Annotated in this window: 15 protein-coding genes; 6 read left to right on the forward strand and 9 right to left on the reverse strand. The window is 47.8% G+C overall.

The annotated features are described in order from the left end of the window. The first annotated feature begins 15 nt into the window (after positions 1 to 15). The 4 genes from OLMES_RS01405 to OLMES_RS01420 all read left to right on the forward strand — a co-directional run bounded on the left by OLMES_RS01405 (position 16) and on the right by OLMES_RS01420 (position 4,706). Positions 16 to 1,308 carry an IS4 family transposase gene (locus OLMES_RS01405; protein WP_087459477.1) on the forward strand — a complete coding sequence of 431 codons (1,293 nt, stop codon included), beginning with the start codon at positions 16 to 18 and terminating at the stop codon, positions 1,306 to 1,308. Between the two features lie 23 nt (positions 1,309 to 1,331). Continuing rightward, positions 1,332 to 2,489, forward strand: a complete 1,158-nt coding sequence (locus OLMES_RS01410) for an S-type pyocin domain-containing protein (protein ID WP_087459606.1) — start codon at positions 1,332 to 1,334, stop codon at positions 2,487 to 2,489. Beyond that, positions 2,486 to 3,616: a suppressor of fused domain protein gene (locus OLMES_RS01415; RefSeq protein ID WP_087459607.1), complete on the forward strand. Its 1,131-nt coding sequence runs from the start codon at positions 2,486 to 2,488 to the stop codon at positions 3,614 to 3,616. Before OLMES_RS01410 ends, OLMES_RS01415 begins: the two co-directional genes overlap by 4 nt. Before the next feature lie 442 nt (positions 3,617 to 4,058). Further along, positions 4,059 to 4,706, forward strand: coding sequence for a carbonic anhydrase (locus tag OLMES_RS01420; protein WP_087459608.1), 648 nt, complete (start codon positions 4,059 to 4,061; stop codon positions 4,704 to 4,706). A gap of 97 nt (positions 4,707 to 4,803) precedes the next feature. On the opposite strand, the gene OLMES_RS01425 is transcribed toward OLMES_RS01420, so the two are convergent. Then, the gene (locus tag OLMES_RS01425; RefSeq protein ID WP_087459609.1) at positions 4,804 to 5,388 is read right to left on the reverse strand and encodes a transglutaminase-like domain-containing protein; all 585 of its coding nucleotides are present in this window, start codon (positions 5,386 to 5,388) and stop codon (positions 4,804 to 4,806) included. Positions 5,389 to 5,714: 326 nt separating this feature from the next. On the opposite strand from OLMES_RS01425, the gene OLMES_RS01430 reads away from it, so the two are divergent. Next, entirely contained in the window at positions 5,715 to 6,383 is a 669-nt protein-coding gene (locus OLMES_RS01430) for a substrate-binding periplasmic protein (protein ID WP_232465241.1), read from the forward strand. 13 nt (positions 6,384 to 6,396) lie between these two features. Here OLMES_RS01430 and OLMES_RS01435 read toward each other — a convergent pair whose 3' ends face one another. The 8 genes from OLMES_RS01435 to OLMES_RS01470 form a co-directional block, all read right to left on the reverse strand. Continuing rightward, positions 6,397 to 7,173, reverse strand: coding sequence for a CPBP family glutamic-type intramembrane protease (locus tag OLMES_RS01435; protein WP_087459611.1), 777 nt, complete (start codon positions 7,171 to 7,173; stop codon positions 6,397 to 6,399). Between the two features lie 80 nt (positions 7,174 to 7,253). Beyond that, positions 7,254 to 9,503 (reverse strand): DUF6351 family protein, encoded by a 2,250-nt coding sequence (locus OLMES_RS01440; RefSeq protein ID WP_087459612.1) that lies wholly within the window; start codon positions 9,501 to 9,503, stop codon positions 7,254 to 7,256. Positions 9,504 to 9,592: 89 nt separating this feature from the next. Beyond that, positions 9,593 to 10,078: an NUDIX domain-containing protein gene (locus OLMES_RS01445; protein ID WP_087459613.1), complete on the reverse strand. Its 486-nt coding sequence runs from the start codon at positions 10,076 to 10,078 to the stop codon at positions 9,593 to 9,595. Positions 10,079 to 10,120: 42 nt separating this feature from the next. Continuing rightward, positions 10,121 to 11,035, reverse strand: a complete 915-nt coding sequence (gene phnD, locus OLMES_RS01450) for a phosphate/phosphite/phosphonate ABC transporter substrate-binding protein (protein WP_087459614.1) — start codon at positions 11,033 to 11,035, stop codon at positions 10,121 to 10,123. 147 nt (positions 11,036 to 11,182) lie between these two features. Further along, positions 11,183 to 12,286, reverse strand: a complete 1,104-nt coding sequence (locus OLMES_RS01455) for a hypothetical protein (protein ID WP_087459615.1) — start codon at positions 12,284 to 12,286, stop codon at positions 11,183 to 11,185. Positions 12,287 to 12,554: 268 nt separating this feature from the next. Beyond that, on the reverse strand, positions 12,555 to 13,580 hold the full coding sequence (locus OLMES_RS01460) for an AraC family transcriptional regulator (protein ID WP_087459616.1): 1,026 nt from the start codon (positions 13,578 to 13,580) through the stop codon (positions 12,555 to 12,557). 180 nt (positions 13,581 to 13,760) lie between these two features. Further along, positions 13,761 to 15,728 (reverse strand): MFS transporter, encoded by a 1,968-nt coding sequence (locus tag OLMES_RS01465; RefSeq protein ID WP_087459617.1) that lies wholly within the window; start codon positions 15,726 to 15,728, stop codon positions 13,761 to 13,763. A gap of 179 nt (positions 15,729 to 15,907) precedes the next feature. Next, positions 15,908 to 17,275, reverse strand: coding sequence for a WS/DGAT/MGAT family O-acyltransferase (locus OLMES_RS01470; RefSeq protein ID WP_087459618.1), 1,368 nt, complete (start codon positions 17,273 to 17,275; stop codon positions 15,908 to 15,910). 502 nt (positions 17,276 to 17,777) lie between these two features. On the opposite strand from OLMES_RS01470, the gene OLMES_RS01475 reads away from it, so the two are divergent. Next, the gene (locus OLMES_RS01475) at positions 17,778 to 19,136 is read left to right on the forward strand and encodes a hypothetical protein (RefSeq protein WP_157678100.1); all 1,359 of its coding nucleotides are present in this window, start codon (positions 17,778 to 17,780) and stop codon (positions 19,134 to 19,136) included. Positions 19,137 to 19,146 lie beyond the last annotated feature (10 nt).

A 19,146-nucleotide genomic window follows, 5' to 3' on the forward strand; every position in this document is an offset into this window, starting at 1 on the left:
CGACCCTAAAGCAGAATGAATCAGCGTAAATTTACCACATTTCTTGAAAAACTCACCCATTCCCTCAACCCAGAAAAAATTACTGAAATCGCTAAACAAGAAGATTTCTGTGTGCGGCAGAGACGAATTACGCCTTTTAATCTAGTCACATGCCTGGTTGCAGTGATGGCCTCGAGCACCATAGAAAGTGTGGCAGACATTCAGCGGCGGTACTGCGAGTGGTCGGAGAGCAATATCTCTTATCGGGCCTTTCACAATCAATTTTCGAAGCCCGAGTTTCCTGAGTTTATGCGCGAAGTACTGTCATCACTCCTCACAGATTGGTTGCAACCCTCTCTGGCTTTTCCAGAAGGCCACTCTTTTCATCAGTTCAAACAGATTCTGATTCAGGATGGCAGCTCGTTTGCTGTGAAGGACTCGTTGAAGAAATCGTTTCCTGGTCGTTTCAAAACCATCAGCCCTGCCGCTGTTGAACTTCAAGTGACCATGGATCTTCTAGCAGATCAGCCCTGTTCTATCTCGTTGACCCCCGATACCGCCAGCGAGCGGGACTACCTCCCTGAGCCCCAAACGCTATCCGGGTGTTTGTTGCTGCTTGACCGGGGGTACTTCGATCTGGAGTGGTTTCAGAACTTGCAGGATACTGGAGGGTTTTATATCGCGCGGTGTAAGAACAACATTAATCCAGTCGTCGAGGCTGCTTATCGAGAAGATGGAAAAATGCTGAAGCACGTGAAGGGAAAGCCGCTGAAAACAGTGCAAGGCAAGCTGTTCAAGCGACAACGTACGGAATTAATTGTTTCCTGGAAAAAAGGAAAGCACACAATCACCGCAAGATTGGTTGCTTGTTGGATCAAGCGGGAAAAGAAATTCTCCTGGCTGATAACCAACCTTCCTCAAGAGCAGTTTTCTCTGGACGAGGTGAGTGAGGCTTACCGGCTTCGCTGGCAAATCGAGTTGTTATTCAAAGAGTGGAAATCCTATGCCAATCTACGGTGCTTTGATACCGGCAAGGAATCAATAGCAACCGGGCTAATCTGGGCGGCGATTACGGCGGCACTCATGAAGCGTTTTATTTGCCACAGCGCACAACGCATACTCGGCAAAGTGCTATCCACTCGAAAAGCTGCGATGTGCTGCACAGTGACTTTTTGCGATACGATGCTCGGCATCATGCGCGTTGACCGAAAAGCAACTAAGCTCAATGCGCGCAAATTGATTAACTTTCTTGGGCGTTATGCTGGACGTGCTCACCCCAAAAGAGACTGTGATTCGGGTAAATTCAGTTTGGGTCTACAGCTCTGTTAGGTGGCTTAATGTTCTACCTATGAATGGATAATAGGCTATCTAATTCGGAGTTTGTTGAAAAATCGTTTAGCCAACTCTTGGGTAGAAGTGCAAGTGAATCAGACTTACACAATTATTCGAATGCACTGGAAAATAATCACATAGGTCGAATTCAACTACTCCAAATCTTATATGATTCTGAAGAGTTTGAGCTTAAGCAAGCGCATTCGGTGGTAGCAGGGTCATTACCACATGATACAGCATGGACCGGAATACTGAATGAGCTCAGGGGAGCTGAATACCGAGGTAATACCTCTTCCTTCAGTATTGGATCTTTCCGTAATATTTTGAATCCTCTTGGTCTTGGTTATTATTCCCTTACAGGGGATCCCAGTTCTCTGCCTTGGATAAGTGACAATGAAGCGTTGATGATACTAAGGAACATTGAGCCACGAGTTCATACGGCAGATCAAAAGAATGAAGTGTATGGGAAAATTGCAATTGTAGGTGCGAATATTGCCGACAATCGACTTGCAATGGTGGGATCTACCGAAATCAAGCATGTTCACTTTGAGTCTAGTGGTAATCGTTTTGTTGCTGACGATGTTATTGATGGTATTAATATTACATGGACTCCAAATGTTGGTGGGGAATTTTCAACGTCTGATATTGTAATTGGATACCCTGACCAAAGTACTATGTCGGATAGTGGACCGTTCGTCTTTCCTATTAATGACCCTGAATTTGGCGTGACCACGGAATTTCCTATTGTTGATGCGAGCTGGACGTCGAATGTTTTAGTTTTCCCCGCGGAGTCGGGAATTTCTCCATTGTTGGTTGTCTTTAAGGATTGGGGCAAAGTTGCTGCAAGCCATCACGGCCCTCGTCCATTGGATACTGAATCTCCAACTGGTCGATGGCATGGCCATCATATCGTACATAAAAGCCCTCAGGTGGGAACAGATAAATGGAGCTATGCAGAGACGAGTAAAAGCATTCTTGAGAAGCACGGAATTGACTGGTTTGAAGGGCCAGAAAATGTTGTCTGGGCACCCCATAATTGGACTGGTCTACATACGACAGAGCAACAAAAGCGTATTGCAGAGGAGCTAGAGCTGGCAGATGAGCTGGGTGGAGAAGAAGAAGTTCGTGAGCTGCTTCAGAAAATACAAGAGAAATATCGGTCAGGAGAACTCTTTTGAACATAAAAGAAATGTATATTGCTGTAAAGTCGGGAGATATTGATCAAGTAAAGAAAATTCTTGATCAGGAACCAAACTTATTAAACGCAATGGTTCGAGGAGAGTCTTGGTTGAACCTTGCAGCATCTTATAACAATACAGGTATGATGGCGGTTCTTCTGGAAAGCGGTATACCAATTGATGTTGACTGGAATGGGAGTGATACTCCACTTAAAACCGCAGCGTATAAAGGTGCATTTAATGCGATCAAATGGCTAATTGAAAATGGCGCTGATGTAAATGGTACTCCGCTCAGCGCTCCTCCGTTAGTTGGAGCGATTCATTCAGGCTCTTTAGAAATCGTAAAGTTCCTGATAGAAAATGGGGCTAGTGTTGATTTTACTTGGGGGGAAGTAAAGTTCACGCCTATTTCATTTGCGAAATCATTCGGCGCCAGCCATGCATCAATAGTTCAGTTTCTAGAGAGGGGGGATGGTAAATCAATCAGTTGTGATTCTGTTCCCATGAGTTTGAAAGATAAATCTCATTCTAAGATAAAAACTTTTTTGGAAAGAGAATACGGACCTATAGATTCACTCTCTCTTCATCGAATAATCGGTAATGAGTTTATTGAGGTTGTCGTAATTCGAAATGAAGATGAATCCTTCATCACCCTCTCGACTGTAGGTTTGAGTGACTTTTGTCTAGATCCTTCTGGTGAAAACAGAGAGGGTGACTACGTTGAATTTATGATTGATTTACCATTGGACTGGCCGTTGGATTTTAGTTCTTCAGAAGGGAAAAATTTTTACTGGCCAGTTGCATGGTTGTTCAAAATAGCGGATCAGATTATAAGCGGAAAGAGTCCTATAAATTTTAGTTCGGCTGTAATTTGTAGTGATGATATAGAACCATTGGCTCAAAATACAGACTTTTCTTGCTGGTTTGTGTATCAAAGTCTTGGTGAAGAAGGTCGGATGCGTAATGCCGATGGAAAATTTGTTGAATTTCTGACGCTGTTTCCTTTGTTTCCAGAAGAGAAGAAACTTTTGCTTGAGAGGGGGCCGGAACATTTATTGGAACGTTTTCAAGTTTTTGATATTCCACTCTACATTGATATTGAGAGGAAAAATATCGCAAAAATTTAAGAGTAGCCGCCTGATTTTGCTCGTTTTCTTATCGCATTCGACTGTTGCTCCGCCTGCTCTACATGAGGTGACGAACGCAACTAGAGAGCGTTATCGTTGACGGTGCGTGTCCAGAGTAACTATTACGATATTGCCTGCGAGGACGCAACGTTCACGCTCTGCTGCCTGATAGACCCCCTCAGGAGTACCCATTTCCGGGCACTCCACTATATACTCTTTCCCCCTTTGTTCTGGTACTTTTGTATTGATCTGGAATGGCGATCCTTCAGTCATTGTTCCGCATGAGTTTATCCTCAGAAAGTGCAGATTCGTTCGGGAGTTTATTCACAGTTAATCTCGCTGTATTCTATTTAACTGTTGTAGAATGACGCGCTCACTTATGATTCTGTGAGTGGTTTGAGGTGAGGTCCCTTAGGCCTGTCTGACCTAGAGGAGAATTTGTATGGAAAAAATCGTAAAAGGTGTGCTTAACTTTCGAGAGAAAGTTTACCATGAGCACAAAGAGTTGTTTGGTACACTGGCAACTGGCCAGAACCCGGATATTTTATTTATTACCTGCTCTGATTCGCGCATCGCGCCGAGCCTTTTGACCGGAACCGATCCCGGAGATCTGTTTATTTGTCGAAATGCGGGTAACATCATTCCACCTCATAGTAATGAAACCGGTGGGATGACCGCTTCTGTTGAGTATGCTGTTGCTGTGCTCAATGTAAGACACATCATTATTTGTGGTCACACAGACTGTGGTGCAATTAAAGGCGCACTGGACATGAGTTCGGTTGAAGGCCTGCCACACGTCAAAGAATGGCTGAGTCATTGTCGTTCAGCAATGGAAATCGTACGGGAACGAAATGATATTCCTCATGGGGAATGCATCCATCACGGCCTGCTGAATGAAGCCATCGAAGAAAACGTACTTCAACAAGTACAACACCTCCGCACCCACCCCGTCGTAGCCGCCAAACTTGCGACCAACAAAATCCAAATCCACGGCTGGGTATACAACATCGAAACCGGAGAAATTCGATGCTGTGGACATAATGACTTTAAATTCAGTGACTTTAAAGAGTTTTACAAGGGATTGTATTGAGGCAAACGTTTTAAACGTTAAATAATCCTGGCACCTACGACCACGTTATTGCTGTTCGCAGAAATGGGGCGTAGGTGTCTTCAATGTGCCGGGTATTTTAAATTAATTGAGCTATTTCAATATCTGGCAGGTTATCCAGTACCTCACTATAGGTTCGGTACTTTTCCAACGTTTCAACAATGATGGGTAACGGGGTGTGCCAGATTTCTTTGAAGTCGGCTTCGTTCGATTCGGTTATTGGATATGCCAGTTTTTCGTGGGGTGGCGCGAATTGGGCATCTACACCTTCTTTGTTACCTCTGGCATCCATTCGGTACCAGCCAATATCGTTTAGATAAACAGCATTCAGGCCATGTAGACAGTACGGTGCACCATTTTCAAATACACTTAGTCTTTGGTAACAAAGTCCCGCTGGTATTCTATTTGCTCTAAGCAAGGCTGCTAAAAGATGACTCTTTGCATAGCAAAAACCGGTTCCATATTTTAGAACTTCAGAAGCCTTGCATGTAATCGGATTGAGTTTGAAGTCCGAGCTGTGTTTAATTTCATCTCTAACCCACTCAAAACACCTCAATGCAATTTCCCGTTCACCTACCAGCCCTTCAGACAACTGTTGAGCCATTGAGGTTACTTTGGGATGCTCCCAATTTATGTATTTTGAAGATTCTAAATATTTGTCCATTAGCTATTTACGCACTCCCTGTAGATTGTTCTTCGTAGTCTTTCGGTATGATTTTGCTTTCAAATACATATGATACGCTAAATTATTGTATCAGCTCAGTGCTTTTGGTTGTTAACGACCTGCTCGATAACCTGATTTAGAGTCTTGTACGAAAAATGTTCATAGTGTTCATTTATTGCTAAACTCTTAAGTACGGTTCCGTTGTTACAGCTTTTTGAGGGCGCGGTATGTCTGTGCTTAGGTGGTCTTTGGTTTGGTGTTTTTTGTGTGCTTCTTTTATAGGGCGTGCTGATTCGGTGAATGAGAATGCCAGTCTGAAGTTGTATATGTCTGAATATCCACCATTTTGTTATACAGAGGCTGGCGAAGCAAAAGGCTTGGCGGTGGATGCGGTGCGGTCGATAATGAACGATCTAAACCTCGAGTCACCGATTTTGTCTGTGCCGTGGAAGCGGGGCTTACGGTATCTAGAGGGAGACACGAGTTCCGCATTGTTTACAATCACCCGAACTGCTGAGCGGGAAGATCGCTATAAATGGGTGGGGCCGATTTCTTTGGCCAGGCTGGTGCTTTTTGCGAAACATGATGCGGATATCGTGATTAATTCTTTGGATGATGCCCGTAAGGTACGTCGGATTGGTACGGTACAAGGTTATTCTGCAGAGAAATACCTCAAGCAAAAAGGGTTCACGAATCTGGTGAGTAATCCTGGAGACCAGAAGTCGAATCCGGTTAATCTTTTACGGGGATTTCTGGATCTGTGGATGGCGGTTGATGTTGTTGGAACGTATACCGCTGAGTTGCAGGGTATTAATCCGAATGAATTGAAAGTTGTTTACGTTGTTCGGGATCAACCCAAGTATATCGCGTTTTCGCGCTCAACCCCTGATGAGATTGTTCGACGGTGGCAGAATGCACTGGATGGTATGGTGGATGATGGGCGATTGGCCAAGATTACAGAAAAATGGCTTACGACACGCACTGCTAGTCGATAGGTTTATAATCACGTCACCATAATCCCGTAAACAGCAGCATAGTAATATGGGCAACAACGTGTGCAATCATCGCACTCTCTAATCCCTTCTTCCAGAATAACAGTCCGGCGATAATTCCGAACAGACTATTTCCAATAATAACGTACGCGACTAGCGTCAGCGTCAGATTGTCTGAGAGCGTGGCGGCGATGGGGAGGTGCCCCAGGCCAAACAACAAAGCGCTCAGGACGATCGCTGCACCGTAATGCCCCGATGGAATTGCGTTATCCCTACTTGTGCTTTTCCTTGGGCCTGATGCTCTGAAGCTGAGCCAGACCAATCCCGGCATCAGCCCCCAGCGTATCAATATTTCTTCGGTGATACCGCCGTACAGCAGCCTGGTGTACCAGGGGAGTGCGAGTTGGTTGGCATTCGTGACAAACTCTTTGGGTAGATAGATTTCTACAGCGTGGTAAAAAAGCAGCAACAGCATACCACCGAATATTCCGGCCAGGGCGCTGATGACCAAAACGGGCGCAAGGGGCTTGGGTATCGCGTCTCCTTTTAAACAGGCCCGAATGTAAGGTGCTTCCAAATGTGTCTTTTCGGCAAAAACCAAGCCGAGAAAGATCATACCCGCAAGCAATCCAGCAGACTGAATCGTTGAGATTATTTGCAAAACAAAGACCGGAACAGGTGGTGCTTCAGCCTGCATCGAGACTATACCGGGCAGTACCGGCAACATTGCCAGAATGCCTGTAATGCCGAGAAAAAATAAAACTATGCCTAAGCGCTTGTTTGTTTTTGTCATGGGGACTCAAGATTCAGTTAATAGGCCAGACCCTAGAGATAATCACTCGAATTTTCAAGCACTTTACGCACGCTATGCAGCTAATTAGGCTTCGTCTGCAGCGCGATGTTCTGGCTTGACCACGGCCAGCCCTGGTCTCCTCGGGTGTAGTCGCATACGCCATCCGGGAATATTGTTTTGAGTTCAGCTTTGTGGTGAGAAATGTCTATTGGGCTATACAGGCCGCGCTGGATAGCTGAATCCACGCTCTGCAGATAGCACTTGAAGATCATGTCTTGCCTGGGGGAGCCCGCGACGTTGCGGCTGGATTGATAGGGCGGATAATGGGTTGTACAAGCGCCATGGGGTTGTTCATTCCAATCACCGTCCCATACGTGTGGGCCTTTAGCCAAGAGCTTTCCTTGGGCGTCAAAACAGCTGTCCTGGAGGTTTTCCGGTTTGTTTTCTGCCGCGCTGCGCTCTGGATGGTAATTCATATTCTGCAGCCATTGGGCCATCGCATCAATGGCCTCTGGACGGGGTTCATCCGGCTTTCGAGTGACCCAGATAACCTGGTTGTCGCTGTTGCCATTGGCGGCTTGTATGCGGGCGCGAGCAGAAAGTGAGGCGAAGCTGTGATGCATATCCAGTTCCGGGTCGTTGTAGTGTCGAACGTCCAGGATTGGCAACGTTGTTTGACCGAGGAATACATGGCCAGCCCGGTAGGCTCCGCGGATCGCGTCGAGATTGGCCGTGGTTCTTGGTGCCGGGGTTTGCTGGTCAGACGAATTGAGGGTCATATTGTGCTCACTCCAGGGAGAAAACTCAAAGATGGAGGAATTGTAGCCACTGAGTAGCCAGAAACGAGCGGGTTGTTGCTGCTCTGATGGTTTCCAGCCACCAATACGACGATTGATATCCAGAAATGTTTCGATATCAATTTTGCCTGAACGCAATGCGCTCAGGCCGTATTGAACACCGACGTTGTCCCAGGTTCGGTTAGCGTATCCATTCTGGTCAATACCATAAACATCTGGCATATCTTGCCAGTAAGTCCAGTGAAACTGGCTGAAAATATTGATCGGGAAGTGTTTGTGGTAGTGAAAGTAGTGTGGATTCATCACCAGCTGAGCTGGACCGCGCCAGCTCATGCCGCACTCGGTGACGCCCTGTGCTCTAAAGGGAGACTGGCCCTGAAGCAAAAGGCCCAGTTGGTACCATGGGAAATAGTCAAACGATTGATTGTTCCCGTTTAAACCCTCAATCCATTGGCGTTTTTCCCAGTCCCGCCAGAGTGGGTTACGGCTTTGCACATCAAAGTAATATTCCAGCAGTTCACAGTCCAGGCCGTGTATGGTTTGCGTGATCATATCCGGGTAGGAATACAGGGGGATAATGCCATCCAGCAGGCCGGGATGATTTTGAGCCAACAAATACTGCTGTATCGCGCCCCCGGATCCACCAATACCCATGGTGAAATCCGGTTGACCATACAATGCGGTAAACTGGTGTTTAACCCTGAGGGCTGTGTCCTCTTGCAGGCTAATGTTGTAAGTATTTGAGGTCTGGTTTGCCGTGGAGTAGATCACGGCATAGCCCTTGGACAGGGCATCAAAACGGCGTTCTGCAATATAGGTTGGTTTGTTTTTGCCTTGCTTGTAACCGATACCGATTCCGCCTCGAAACTGGTAGATCAACTTTCGATTCCAGTTTGTAGGGTTGGGGCGATCAAGTGTTTCATGGGTACCTTTCAATACGTTTATAACGTAGATAAACCGGTTTATGGTGCCGATTTCAACCCGAATGATAAAGTCGACGGTTTTGCCATTCACCTCAACTTGTGCGATATCGTTCTGGGCCTCATGCATTGGATAGAATTTATGCGTACCGATCCGGTTGTAGTAGTAGCGGGCACGGGTCGCGATCAAACAATCCTTGCTGTAACCAATAACGGTACCAGTCTTTTCACCATTTCCGTTTTCTTCATAGACGGGAATGCCAATGCGCTGTTGATTGTCCACAAGAGGCTGGCCGAGTCCGGACTTTTCGGTCATGCAGATCCAGGGGTACTGCAATGGGCCCGAGAATAGCGGGGTTTTGGGGCCAACTTCGCCCAGTTTAATCGGGAATGGATAAGTTTCTGCAGGGCGAGAGAGTTGTGCCGGGTGCGGACCGGTATATGCCGGCCGTGGAGTATAATCAGGAATGCCGGGCGGAACACCTACAACCAGTGGGTGATGACTGCCCATTTGGGGCAAACCAAGAAGTGAAATGGCTAAGGGTTCGAGGAGTAGCCCGATGGTAATCAGGCTAACGCCAACAAGTATCCCTGTCTTTTTGCGGATGGCCATGGAATGTACCCCCGGAATTGGAATACGCTCCTCTATTGTAAGTGAGAGGTTGACCAGAAAATAGTCTATTTCCGTACAGTACTGAGGTGTTAAGTGTTTTGGTTCTTGGTCGCCAACCAGTCCTTAAGCGCCAGGCCGGTGCCGAACTCCCAGGTTTTGACTGCGTTAAATTCAAGCAGTTTGTAGTCATCCAGTTCTTCATTAAGCTGAATTACGCCAGAGCATTCCGTGCGATAGGCAATAATGACTTGATTCATCATCTGGAATGGATAGACGCCAAGCAATTCTGCTGTGTGGGTTTGGAGATTGGTTTCTTCCTGAATCTCCCGTATCACCGCATCACGGGGATCTTCATTTGCTTCCAGAAAACCACTGACCAGGGCGAACATTTTCGCGGGCCAGCTCACGTTGTGAACCAGAAGGGCTTTTTGTTCAATTTCAATGACGGCAGCAACGACAGGCGTCGGGTTGTTCCAATAGACAAACCCGCACTGCTCGGCTGGGCAGAGTTGGCGTGTTTGGCCATCGAGGGGTTTGGAGGTTAACGGTGTGGCACATTTCGGGCAATATTTCATAACGTGTCCGCATTTTTTGGCTGTACTGCCTGTTGGCTACAATTAATCTGTGGCTCGAGTCAGAATATTTTCGGATTCCAGTTGGTGCACAATGGATTGCAGATCATTGTAATCGCTGTTTTGACCTCGTATAAAGTGACTTCGGCGGAAAATGCTGATTAGTCCCGCATCAGCATTCATATCGAGAATAATGTGTCTCAGCTTTTCAGGGAAACTTGTCCCGAACAAGCGTATAGCATTGCCACTGAGGAGCCAGTGATAATCAGGATACCCCGGACTTTCCCAGATTATTTTCACCTTACGCGGATCGACATTGTTGCTCTGTAATTCACTGAACCAGACTGTATAGTTAACAAAGCCCAAATCAAATTCGTGATTGTTTATTTTGGCTATGGTATCGACATGATTGTGGCTGTTGCCGATGGATTTGAATTGATTATCTAAAGCGAAATTCCCCAAATGACGCATAAAATAAAGGGGCATGATATGCCCGGATGTTGATGCTTGAGGGCCGAATAACAACGTCATTTTATTCGTGTGCTCAGGAAATTGCGTGCTGTATTTCAGTCCTGTGCTGTGATGGGCGATCAATAGTGATTTAAAAAACTGATCTTCAAAGCCTTGGGCAAGCACCTGAGAATCCGGAACCGATTCCCGTGCTTGTATTCCTGTTACGCCACCAAACCAGCCAAGGTGAATTTTCCCGCTTCGAAATAAATCTACGGTTTCTTCGTAGGTGGATACCGGGATGAAACACACCGGTAACTGTAATTTATTCTGGAAATAGTTTTCCAGCCGGTGATAGCGAATTTGAGTCCATTCTGTTGAATTGCTGGGTATGGCTGAAAAGCAAAATGGCTTTGCGGATTCGGATTTATCATGAGCCTGCGTCTTGCTTGTGATAAGACTCACGCAGACAATCACGAATACGCTGACAATATTAAGCCGACTCTCCATGATATTTTGTTGCTCCAGCAGCTTTAGAACGGATTTAAAATAACCAGTTTAGCTGAGAAATATCAAGTTGAGTCGGGTTATGTTGTGTGCTGTCGGAACTACGGAGTATGTCGGAAAGTTAGTTGCTTAAGCAGAGTTGAAATGGCCTCAGAACAAGCCAAGGCCGCGATCAATAAACTCCGTGCGTTGCCGGGGGAGACCATTGAACGCTTCGTTCAGTTTTAGCTCAATTCCACCCGCCGGTATATTCAAGAAAGCACCGGATGTGGCGCGTACGATTTCCTGACTGTTGAGTGCTTTCCAGTCAATGGATTCGGTTTGGTAGGAGGCGAACAATCCTCGGGTTGGCAGATAGGTGTCATTGCGCTGCCGCTCGCCAATATCCACACTTTGATAGGAGGATAAAGGAAAACAGGTCGGTATTCCGAAAAGATTGCAATTTGTGGTGTTGAAGTCGATATAACCGAGCAAAAATATTGGCCCGATGGTGAATTCAGCGCCATCCGGCATACCTATCCAGGACGCGCGAACCGGGTCCGGTGAGCCGCCGGTATCATACTTGTAACCCCCATTCTGGTCCGGGTTGGGAGCAGTAACCAGCTGCGCCTCGCTTTCAACGGGGGTTCGCCCCAGTAACGCACCTGCCAATCCTACCCAAAAGGGTCGACCTGGGGCGTCGACCAATGCCGATGCGGTATCTTTGATTTTGACTGGCAGATTCCCGGTCAGACTTCGAATATTCCCCGACAGGGTGCCACGGGATTCTTCGAAGCCAATTCGCGCCCCCACCAGCTTGTTGTTGCGATGCGCCAACTCAATGTAAGGGTTCTTCAGGTAGAAGGGGATCACCTCGTTCGATTCGTAATACTGGCCGTCCATTCCATAGCCGCTCTCCCGCTGGATGGTTCCCAGTGAAAAATTATCGATCCAGATATCGGCCGGTTGACCCTCTAAACCTGGCTCGGATCCGGTGCAGTTAACACAGCGTTCTCCATTTTCCCAACGATGATATTCCCCAAGTTTCAGTTCATCGATGTTGAGCTGGGTTTCCACCGTGGCACCTAAGGTGACACGGGTGAAATCAGTTGTGCCTCGCTGGTGATCATCAATGGCAAAAAAAGCCTGGCCGCTGACCTCTGCCAGATCGGCTTCGCCAAGCGCTTCCAGATCGGCCAGCAGGTTGTTGGATGTAGAACTGAGTGTGATCAGTGCGAAGTTTGCTGCATATTTTTTTATCGTTGTTAATAACATGCCGTAACACCTTTCCGCTATGGGGGGTCTCTGAGGTCGGGGCGGTTAATGCTGCCACAGCACCAGCCTGGTAAGGCCAGCCCGGTACGGGAAACATTAACTGCCCCTGGGGCGTTGATTAGTGCGGAACTGAAATGATCCGCTAGGGAGACACAACCCGGTTTGAGCAGTTGTGTCAGGTTTCATGATAACGAGTAAGCAAGATGGTCTTTATGGCGGGGCAGGACAGTTCAGTGTGATCAGCGGACAAAGTGATCTGGGAATACAGTTATTTGGTTTGCTGGGTCTGCCGATACATCAGGGGGGTAATGCCTTTCCAGCGTTTGAAGGCATGGAAAAAGTTAGCAGGTTCGGCATATCCGAGCCGATCAGCGATTTCTTCTATGGTCATATGACCGGTTTGCAAAAGGGCTTCGGCGAGATCCTGTCGAACTTCATCGACCAAACCGCGATAGGTTTTGCCCTCTGTGGCCAACTGTCTGCGGAGTGTTCGAGAGGTTACACAGAGTCGATTGGCGCTGTCTTCCATCGATGGAAACTGGCCTGGCGAATCCAGTAGCAGTGTTCTCACTTTACCAGACACGCCGGTAAGTTGCCGACGCTGTTGCAGTATGGATTGACACTGTTCGAGGCTCATTTGCATGGTTTGCTGATTGGCCCGAGGCAGTGGCACATCCAGAAAGCGGGCATCGAATACCGCCCGGTTACAGTCGCTATTGAAGCGGGGAACCGTACCCATCACGTTTTTGTACTGTGCCTCAATTTCCGGGCCGGGAGCCGGAATGGTCAGGCTTAGCTCTTCGACGGGAATCAGGCTGCTGTATATTTCACGTTGCATCGTAGCGGTGGCGATGGCATCCCGTTCAATCAGAAAGTGTTCGACGTCTGCAGGCAAATTTTCAGCGGTCAGATACACCTCAGCCTGATGGGGTTTCTCAACGAGTTTGATTTCGGTAAATGCATAACTTAAATCGAGATAGCGCAAGCCAATTTCGATGGCGCTCCGAAAAGTGGGGCTGCTGATGAGTGCGAAGCCCCAGATACCGTAAGCCGTTAATTTATATCGCTGGCCAACCTGAAACCCCAAGCCGGGCGGATTCCCGGTTTGTTCAAGCAGGTTTCGGATCAAGTGCAGCTCTTGTTCGGCGGAGATTTCACCATGAGACGCTGAAAGAATGGCTTCGGTTATACCGGTGCCCGCCAGACACTTGCTTCTTGAAACAGCAATGGACTCAGCAAACTCAAGAATGACGTTCGCGCTACTGGCATAGCGCTGGAAGTTCCAGTTTTTCATTTTTCAATTTGTTATTTTTAGGGAACATTCAGTTTTAACAGTATTAAGTCGGTCATCTCAATCCGACTTTAGTCTGTTAGCCTTCTTGCGCGTTGCGCACAGCGGTAGCCAAGTATTGTATCCAACTGATCATGCCAACCGTTGGATACAGATTGCTTGATTGATCCGCCCGGAATTGAGTTATTTAACATCCGGAGTTCCGTGCAATGCTTTTACTTTGGCTTCCAATGCGCTCGCGCTCACGGATTCCGGAGCCCACGGGGCATCAGCGATGATGGTTACTTTCGACCAGAACCGTTTTGGCCATTTCACCAGCGCAGCACCGCCCCGGTGACTGAAAAATGAACCCCATAGCCCTTGTAAAGCCATCGGTACGACGGGGACAGGATCTTTGGCGATGATTTGTTCAATACCTTTTCGAAACGTATCGATTTCTCCCGTCGTAGTTAACTTGCCCTCAGGGAAAATACAGACGACTTCCCCGTCCTGAAGCTCTTCTGAAATGCGCTCGAAAGCCCGGTTGTAAGTCTCTGGATCTTTCTTTTGTGAATGGATCGGGATGGTTTTTCCTGTGCGGAAAATAAAGTTGAGTACCGGTAAATCGTAAATAGGCTTGAACATCACAAAACGAATAGGTCGTCGGCAAGCACCCGCAAGAATCAATGCATCCATATACGAAACATGGTTGCAGACCAGTACACAAGGCCCTTCATCCGGGATGTGCTCCAGGCCGCGGTGTTTAACCCTGTACATGGTATGGGTAATGACCCAAACCAGAAAACGCATGAAAAATTCCGGAATCGTTCTGTAAATGTACACGGCAACGACCGCATTCATGATGGCCAGAATCATAAAATATTCCGGAATGCTGAGTTTCAGTAACGAGAGAAAAATAACCGCGGATATACCCGCACCCACCATGAACAGCGCATTGAGAATATTGATGGAGGCAATAATCTGTGAACGTTGCTTTTCCTCTGAGCGATCCTGAACCATCGCATACAGGGGGACGATGTAAAAGCCCCCGAAAACACCGATCATGAGAAAATCAAACAGCACGCGATAACTGTTGGCTTGTTCGAGGAACGCGCCGACCCCTTGAAGCAAATCGCCCGTTTGTTGCAGCAATGGCGAAGTAGTCAGCGCAGCGTTACTCAAAGCCGGAGGCACATAAGACAGTGAGTGCACATAGAGATCGAAACTGAACAGTGAGAGTCCAATCGAGCCCAATGGCACCAGGCCGAGCTCGACCTTGCGCCCGGAAAGGCGTTCACACAGTAATGAGCCTAATGCAATGCCGATTGAGAAAACGGCCAACATGACGGTGACGACGGTCTGGTCTCCCAATAATACCGTTTTGGTGTAGCTGTATAACTGTGTCAGATAACTTGCGCCCAAAAACCAGAACCAGGAGATGGCCATGACGGCGAGAAACACCCCATGATTCTGGCGACTGATTTGAATGGTCTTCAGTGTTTCGGTATACGGGTTAAAGCGTATTTTCAATTCCGGGCTGGGGGCTGGGGCATTGGGTATATTCCGCGAAGCAAACCATCCGGCGCAAGCCAGAATGACTACGGTGATGCCTGACAGAATGGCGGCATGGTCAGATTTGCTTAACAGACCGGCTCCCAGTGTCCCGAGCAGTATGGCGACAAATGTGCCCATTTCCACCATTGCGTTACCACCGACCAATTCATCTTTGTGCAGGTGTTGGGGAATAATACTGTATTTGACTGGCCCGAAAAATGCGGACTGGGTGCCCATGAGAAAAAGCACTCCGAGTAACGCCCACACCGAGTTGGTGAAGAAACCGATCGCTGCCAGGGACATGATTCCGATTTCGAACAGTTTTATCTTTCGGATGAGTGCAGATTTTTCGTATTTATCGGCAATTTGCCCCGCAAGGGCGGAAAAGATAAAGAACGGGAGTATAAACAGCACTGCACCCATGTTGTTCATCAAGTCGGTACTCAATCCGGTTGCGTACAGGGCATTGAAAGTGATCAATGCCAGTAGAACGTTTTTGAATACATTGTCATTAAATGCGCCAAAAAACTGGGTCCAGAAGAACGGGCCGAAAAACCGGGAGCGTAGTAACTTGAATTGCGATTGATGGGGTGGTGCCTGGGTGGGTTCCGTGCTCATAGCGGTATTTTATCCATTTGTTATTCGCGCGCTTAACCGTCGCGTTTGTAATAACGGTAACGGAAGAATCGGAATTTTACCAGCACCACAAGCGCTGTAGATTTCTAACAGACTGTCCGGGAAATGGTCCGGGAAATGAGTGTCCCGGCTCCAATAGAGCCGGGGGGGACCGTGTGCCGTTAGCGAAGCCCGGCAGCGGTTTCGAGAGAGAGAATGCTTTCTTCGATGTAATCGAGCATGCGCTGCATTGACGGCAGTGTCCTGCGACATGCGGTGAGGCCAAACTCAAGCTGATCCACATAACTCAACAATGTGATGTTCAAGGCGACACGATCAAGTGGTATGGATACAGGATACATCCCTTCCATGCGTGCCCCATTAAAGTACAGGGGCTTCTGGGGACCGGGTACATTGGAAATGATCACATTGAATGCCTGCCATTTCGGCGCGAGACCGGTCAACAGATTCAAACCGGCAGGGGCCATGGTCAACGCGGTGTAATTGACCGCTTCCTCCGGTGTGAACTGGGAATAGGTTTTTTTCGCATCGATTACCGATTCTTTGACAAGTTCGAGACGGTTGGCTGGATCGGCAATGTGGGTACCCAAATTTGCCAGGATCATCGCAATCTGATTGCCGCTTTCACTGTCATCGCGGCGCAGAGACATGGGAACCATTGCGATCAAGGGATCATTCGGCAGTGCGCGTTGACTGATCAGGTATTCACGCAATGCGCCACCACAAATGGTGAGCACCACATCGTTTAAGGTTGCGCCAAATACTTTTCCGATGGCTTTAATGCGGTCCATGGAATAGGATTGCGCGGCAAATCGGCGGGAGCCTGTGATTTTTTGATTCAAAAGACACTGGGGGGCCTGATAGGGCGAGACTTGATTGGTGTCTTTGCGATTGCGGCGGATTGATTTTACCACTTCCCGCGCCAGTGTGGGGATGGTGGAAATCTGTTTGCTGGCACCGGATGACAGGTGTGCGAGGCTGCTGAGCCAGTCATCCTCTTTGTGCGTTGCTTTCTTGGCTTTTGGCGTCATCGCCCAAACCGGGGGTAAGTCGCGAACATCCGGATTTTCTGCCAATGAGCGCATACACATGCGCATTGCCCCGACCCCATCAATCATCGAATGGTGGGCTTTGGTGTAGAGCGCAAATCGCTTGCCTCTGACGCCTTCGATCAAGTGGTATTCCCACAGTGGACGCTCCCGGTCCATCAAATTACTGTGTTCTGCAGAGATGTGAGCAAATAATTCCCGAATTCGGCCGGGTTTGGGGAGTGCTTCGTGTCGAAAGTGATGCTCCAGATCGAATTGGCAGTCGTCTTCCCAGTAGTATTGTCCGAATCGATAAACCAGCTTACGGCTGAAAGGGCCCTGTGGTTGCGTATAGGCGCGTAACGATTCGACTAATTCAGCAATATACTTGGGGCCTGCTCCCTCTGGAAAAGAGAACAGTTGTAAGCCACCAACGTGCATGGGTTGTTGTCGCTTTTCGAGCCACAGAAACAGCTGATCAGCTGGACTTAGAGGTTTCATGTTGTTTTCCCTTGGCAAGTGTCTAAATTTTTTGAAACTCTGATTCTGAAAACCACTTTAAAAAATAGAAACTACGGTCAAAAAAATATTAAAAACAATGCACTAGGCTGTCATGGAACAACTCTGCTGAAACATAACTGATACGCTATTTCAGATTGATGTGTGATCGTGTTTCCGAAAGCAACCGTTTTCATTGTTCTGTTTTTGGTTGTGTAGTAAATGGTTTGCAGAATCCAGGGTTTCTTTTTTCTTTTATCTCGTACACGTGTCCCTGGTACGAGCGAGATCCGGCATTGAACAAATATTGGACGAAAGTCTAAAGCGTGGAGGTTACTGTAAATGGTGATCCATGTGAATCTTTTTTGGAAAATCTGTGCCAGGAATGTGATTTTTTCTGAAAATTGACGTTATTTAACATTCGATAAATCCCGACTCGGGCCGATAACGATTATGTAGAGCTTTACGTATGTGAATGGCGGGCTGGTTAATTAGGGGGTCGATTGTGAAAATTTCAAACTCATGGATAAATCAGAGTGCGATGACGCGCGCAGAACAGCAAACACTGGTTCGTCAAAACACTACGGCCGAGGTTAGCCGGGATCGCACTGGCGGAGACGATTTAAAGGCCGGTGAAGCTCTGGTGCTGGCACAGCAAGTCAGTCTGGACATTGAACAGCGCGACTCTTTGACGTATCAGGCGCAGAGTCGGGTCACTGGAGCAGGGGGCGACGATGCTGCGACAAAAGTGACCCAACATAACCAGCAACTCGTAATTGAGCAGGCGCTGAACCAGGTTTTTGAGGGACAGTTGGCTGTTTTTGCCGTTAATGGTGTGGGGGGCGGTGGGCCTGAGGTGTCTGGAGAAGCCAGTTTGACGATGAATGAAACGGTCTATCATCGTCATGAACAGCATGCATCATCATCTTTTACCGGCACCATTACAACCGAAGACGGACGGCAAATTGATTTTGCCTTACACCTTGCGTTGACCCATCAACAAGAGTGGTCTTACAGCCAATCTGTCCAGATTGAGAAACGGCAAATGACTGACCCCTTGGTGATCAATTTCGGTCGAGCCAGTGCCCAGCTTGAAAATACCACATTCTCGTTTGATCTGGATGCAGATGGCAGTCAGGATTCCATTGCCCGGTTGGCTAGCGGTAGTGGCTTTTTGGTGTTTGATCGAAACGGGGATGGTGTAGCCAATGATGGTCGTGAGCTATTTGGTACCCAGACCGGAAATGGCTTTTCGGAATTGGCATACCATGACCAGGATGGTAATCAGTGGATTGATGAGAATGATCCGATTTTTTCACAGCTTTCAATCATGACCGTTGATGCCAATGGCGAACAACAATTGCAGGATTTAAAGTCTCTGGGGGTGGGGGCTATTTATTTGGGGTCTGCAGACGGTGAAGTGGATTTGACCAACAGCCATGGGATGCTGGTGGGTCAGGTTAAACGCTCGGGCATGTTTTTAATGGAGGACGGACGTGTTGCCTCGGTTCAGGAGCTGGATCTGGTCAAGCAATCCGCGGAGCAGGAATTAGTCTCGAACCCGGATACAGTGATGCTGGGTATGGGGCAATTTGGCATGATGGAAGTGCTGGCCCGGGGACCTGCAGAAGAATCGGAGCCGGATGAAACCAGCACAACGGAGCAAAATGTATTCAGCGTAGACATCACTGATCGCATGAATCAAATCAGAGCGCAGCAAAGGGCTTATGGTGATGCGATTCAAGAAGCCAATCAAGAATCGGAAAAATCACTTCTGGTACAGCTGTTGAAACAGATGGAGGCGATTGAAGCGGGCAACCGGCATAAAGCCGGCCGTGCTCAGGCGGCATACTCACGGGGCTGATACCCATTGA

The organism is Oleiphilus messinensis (genome assembly GCF_002162375.1).
GTDB lineage: Bacteria > Pseudomonadota > Gammaproteobacteria > Pseudomonadales > Oleiphilaceae > Oleiphilus > Oleiphilus messinensis.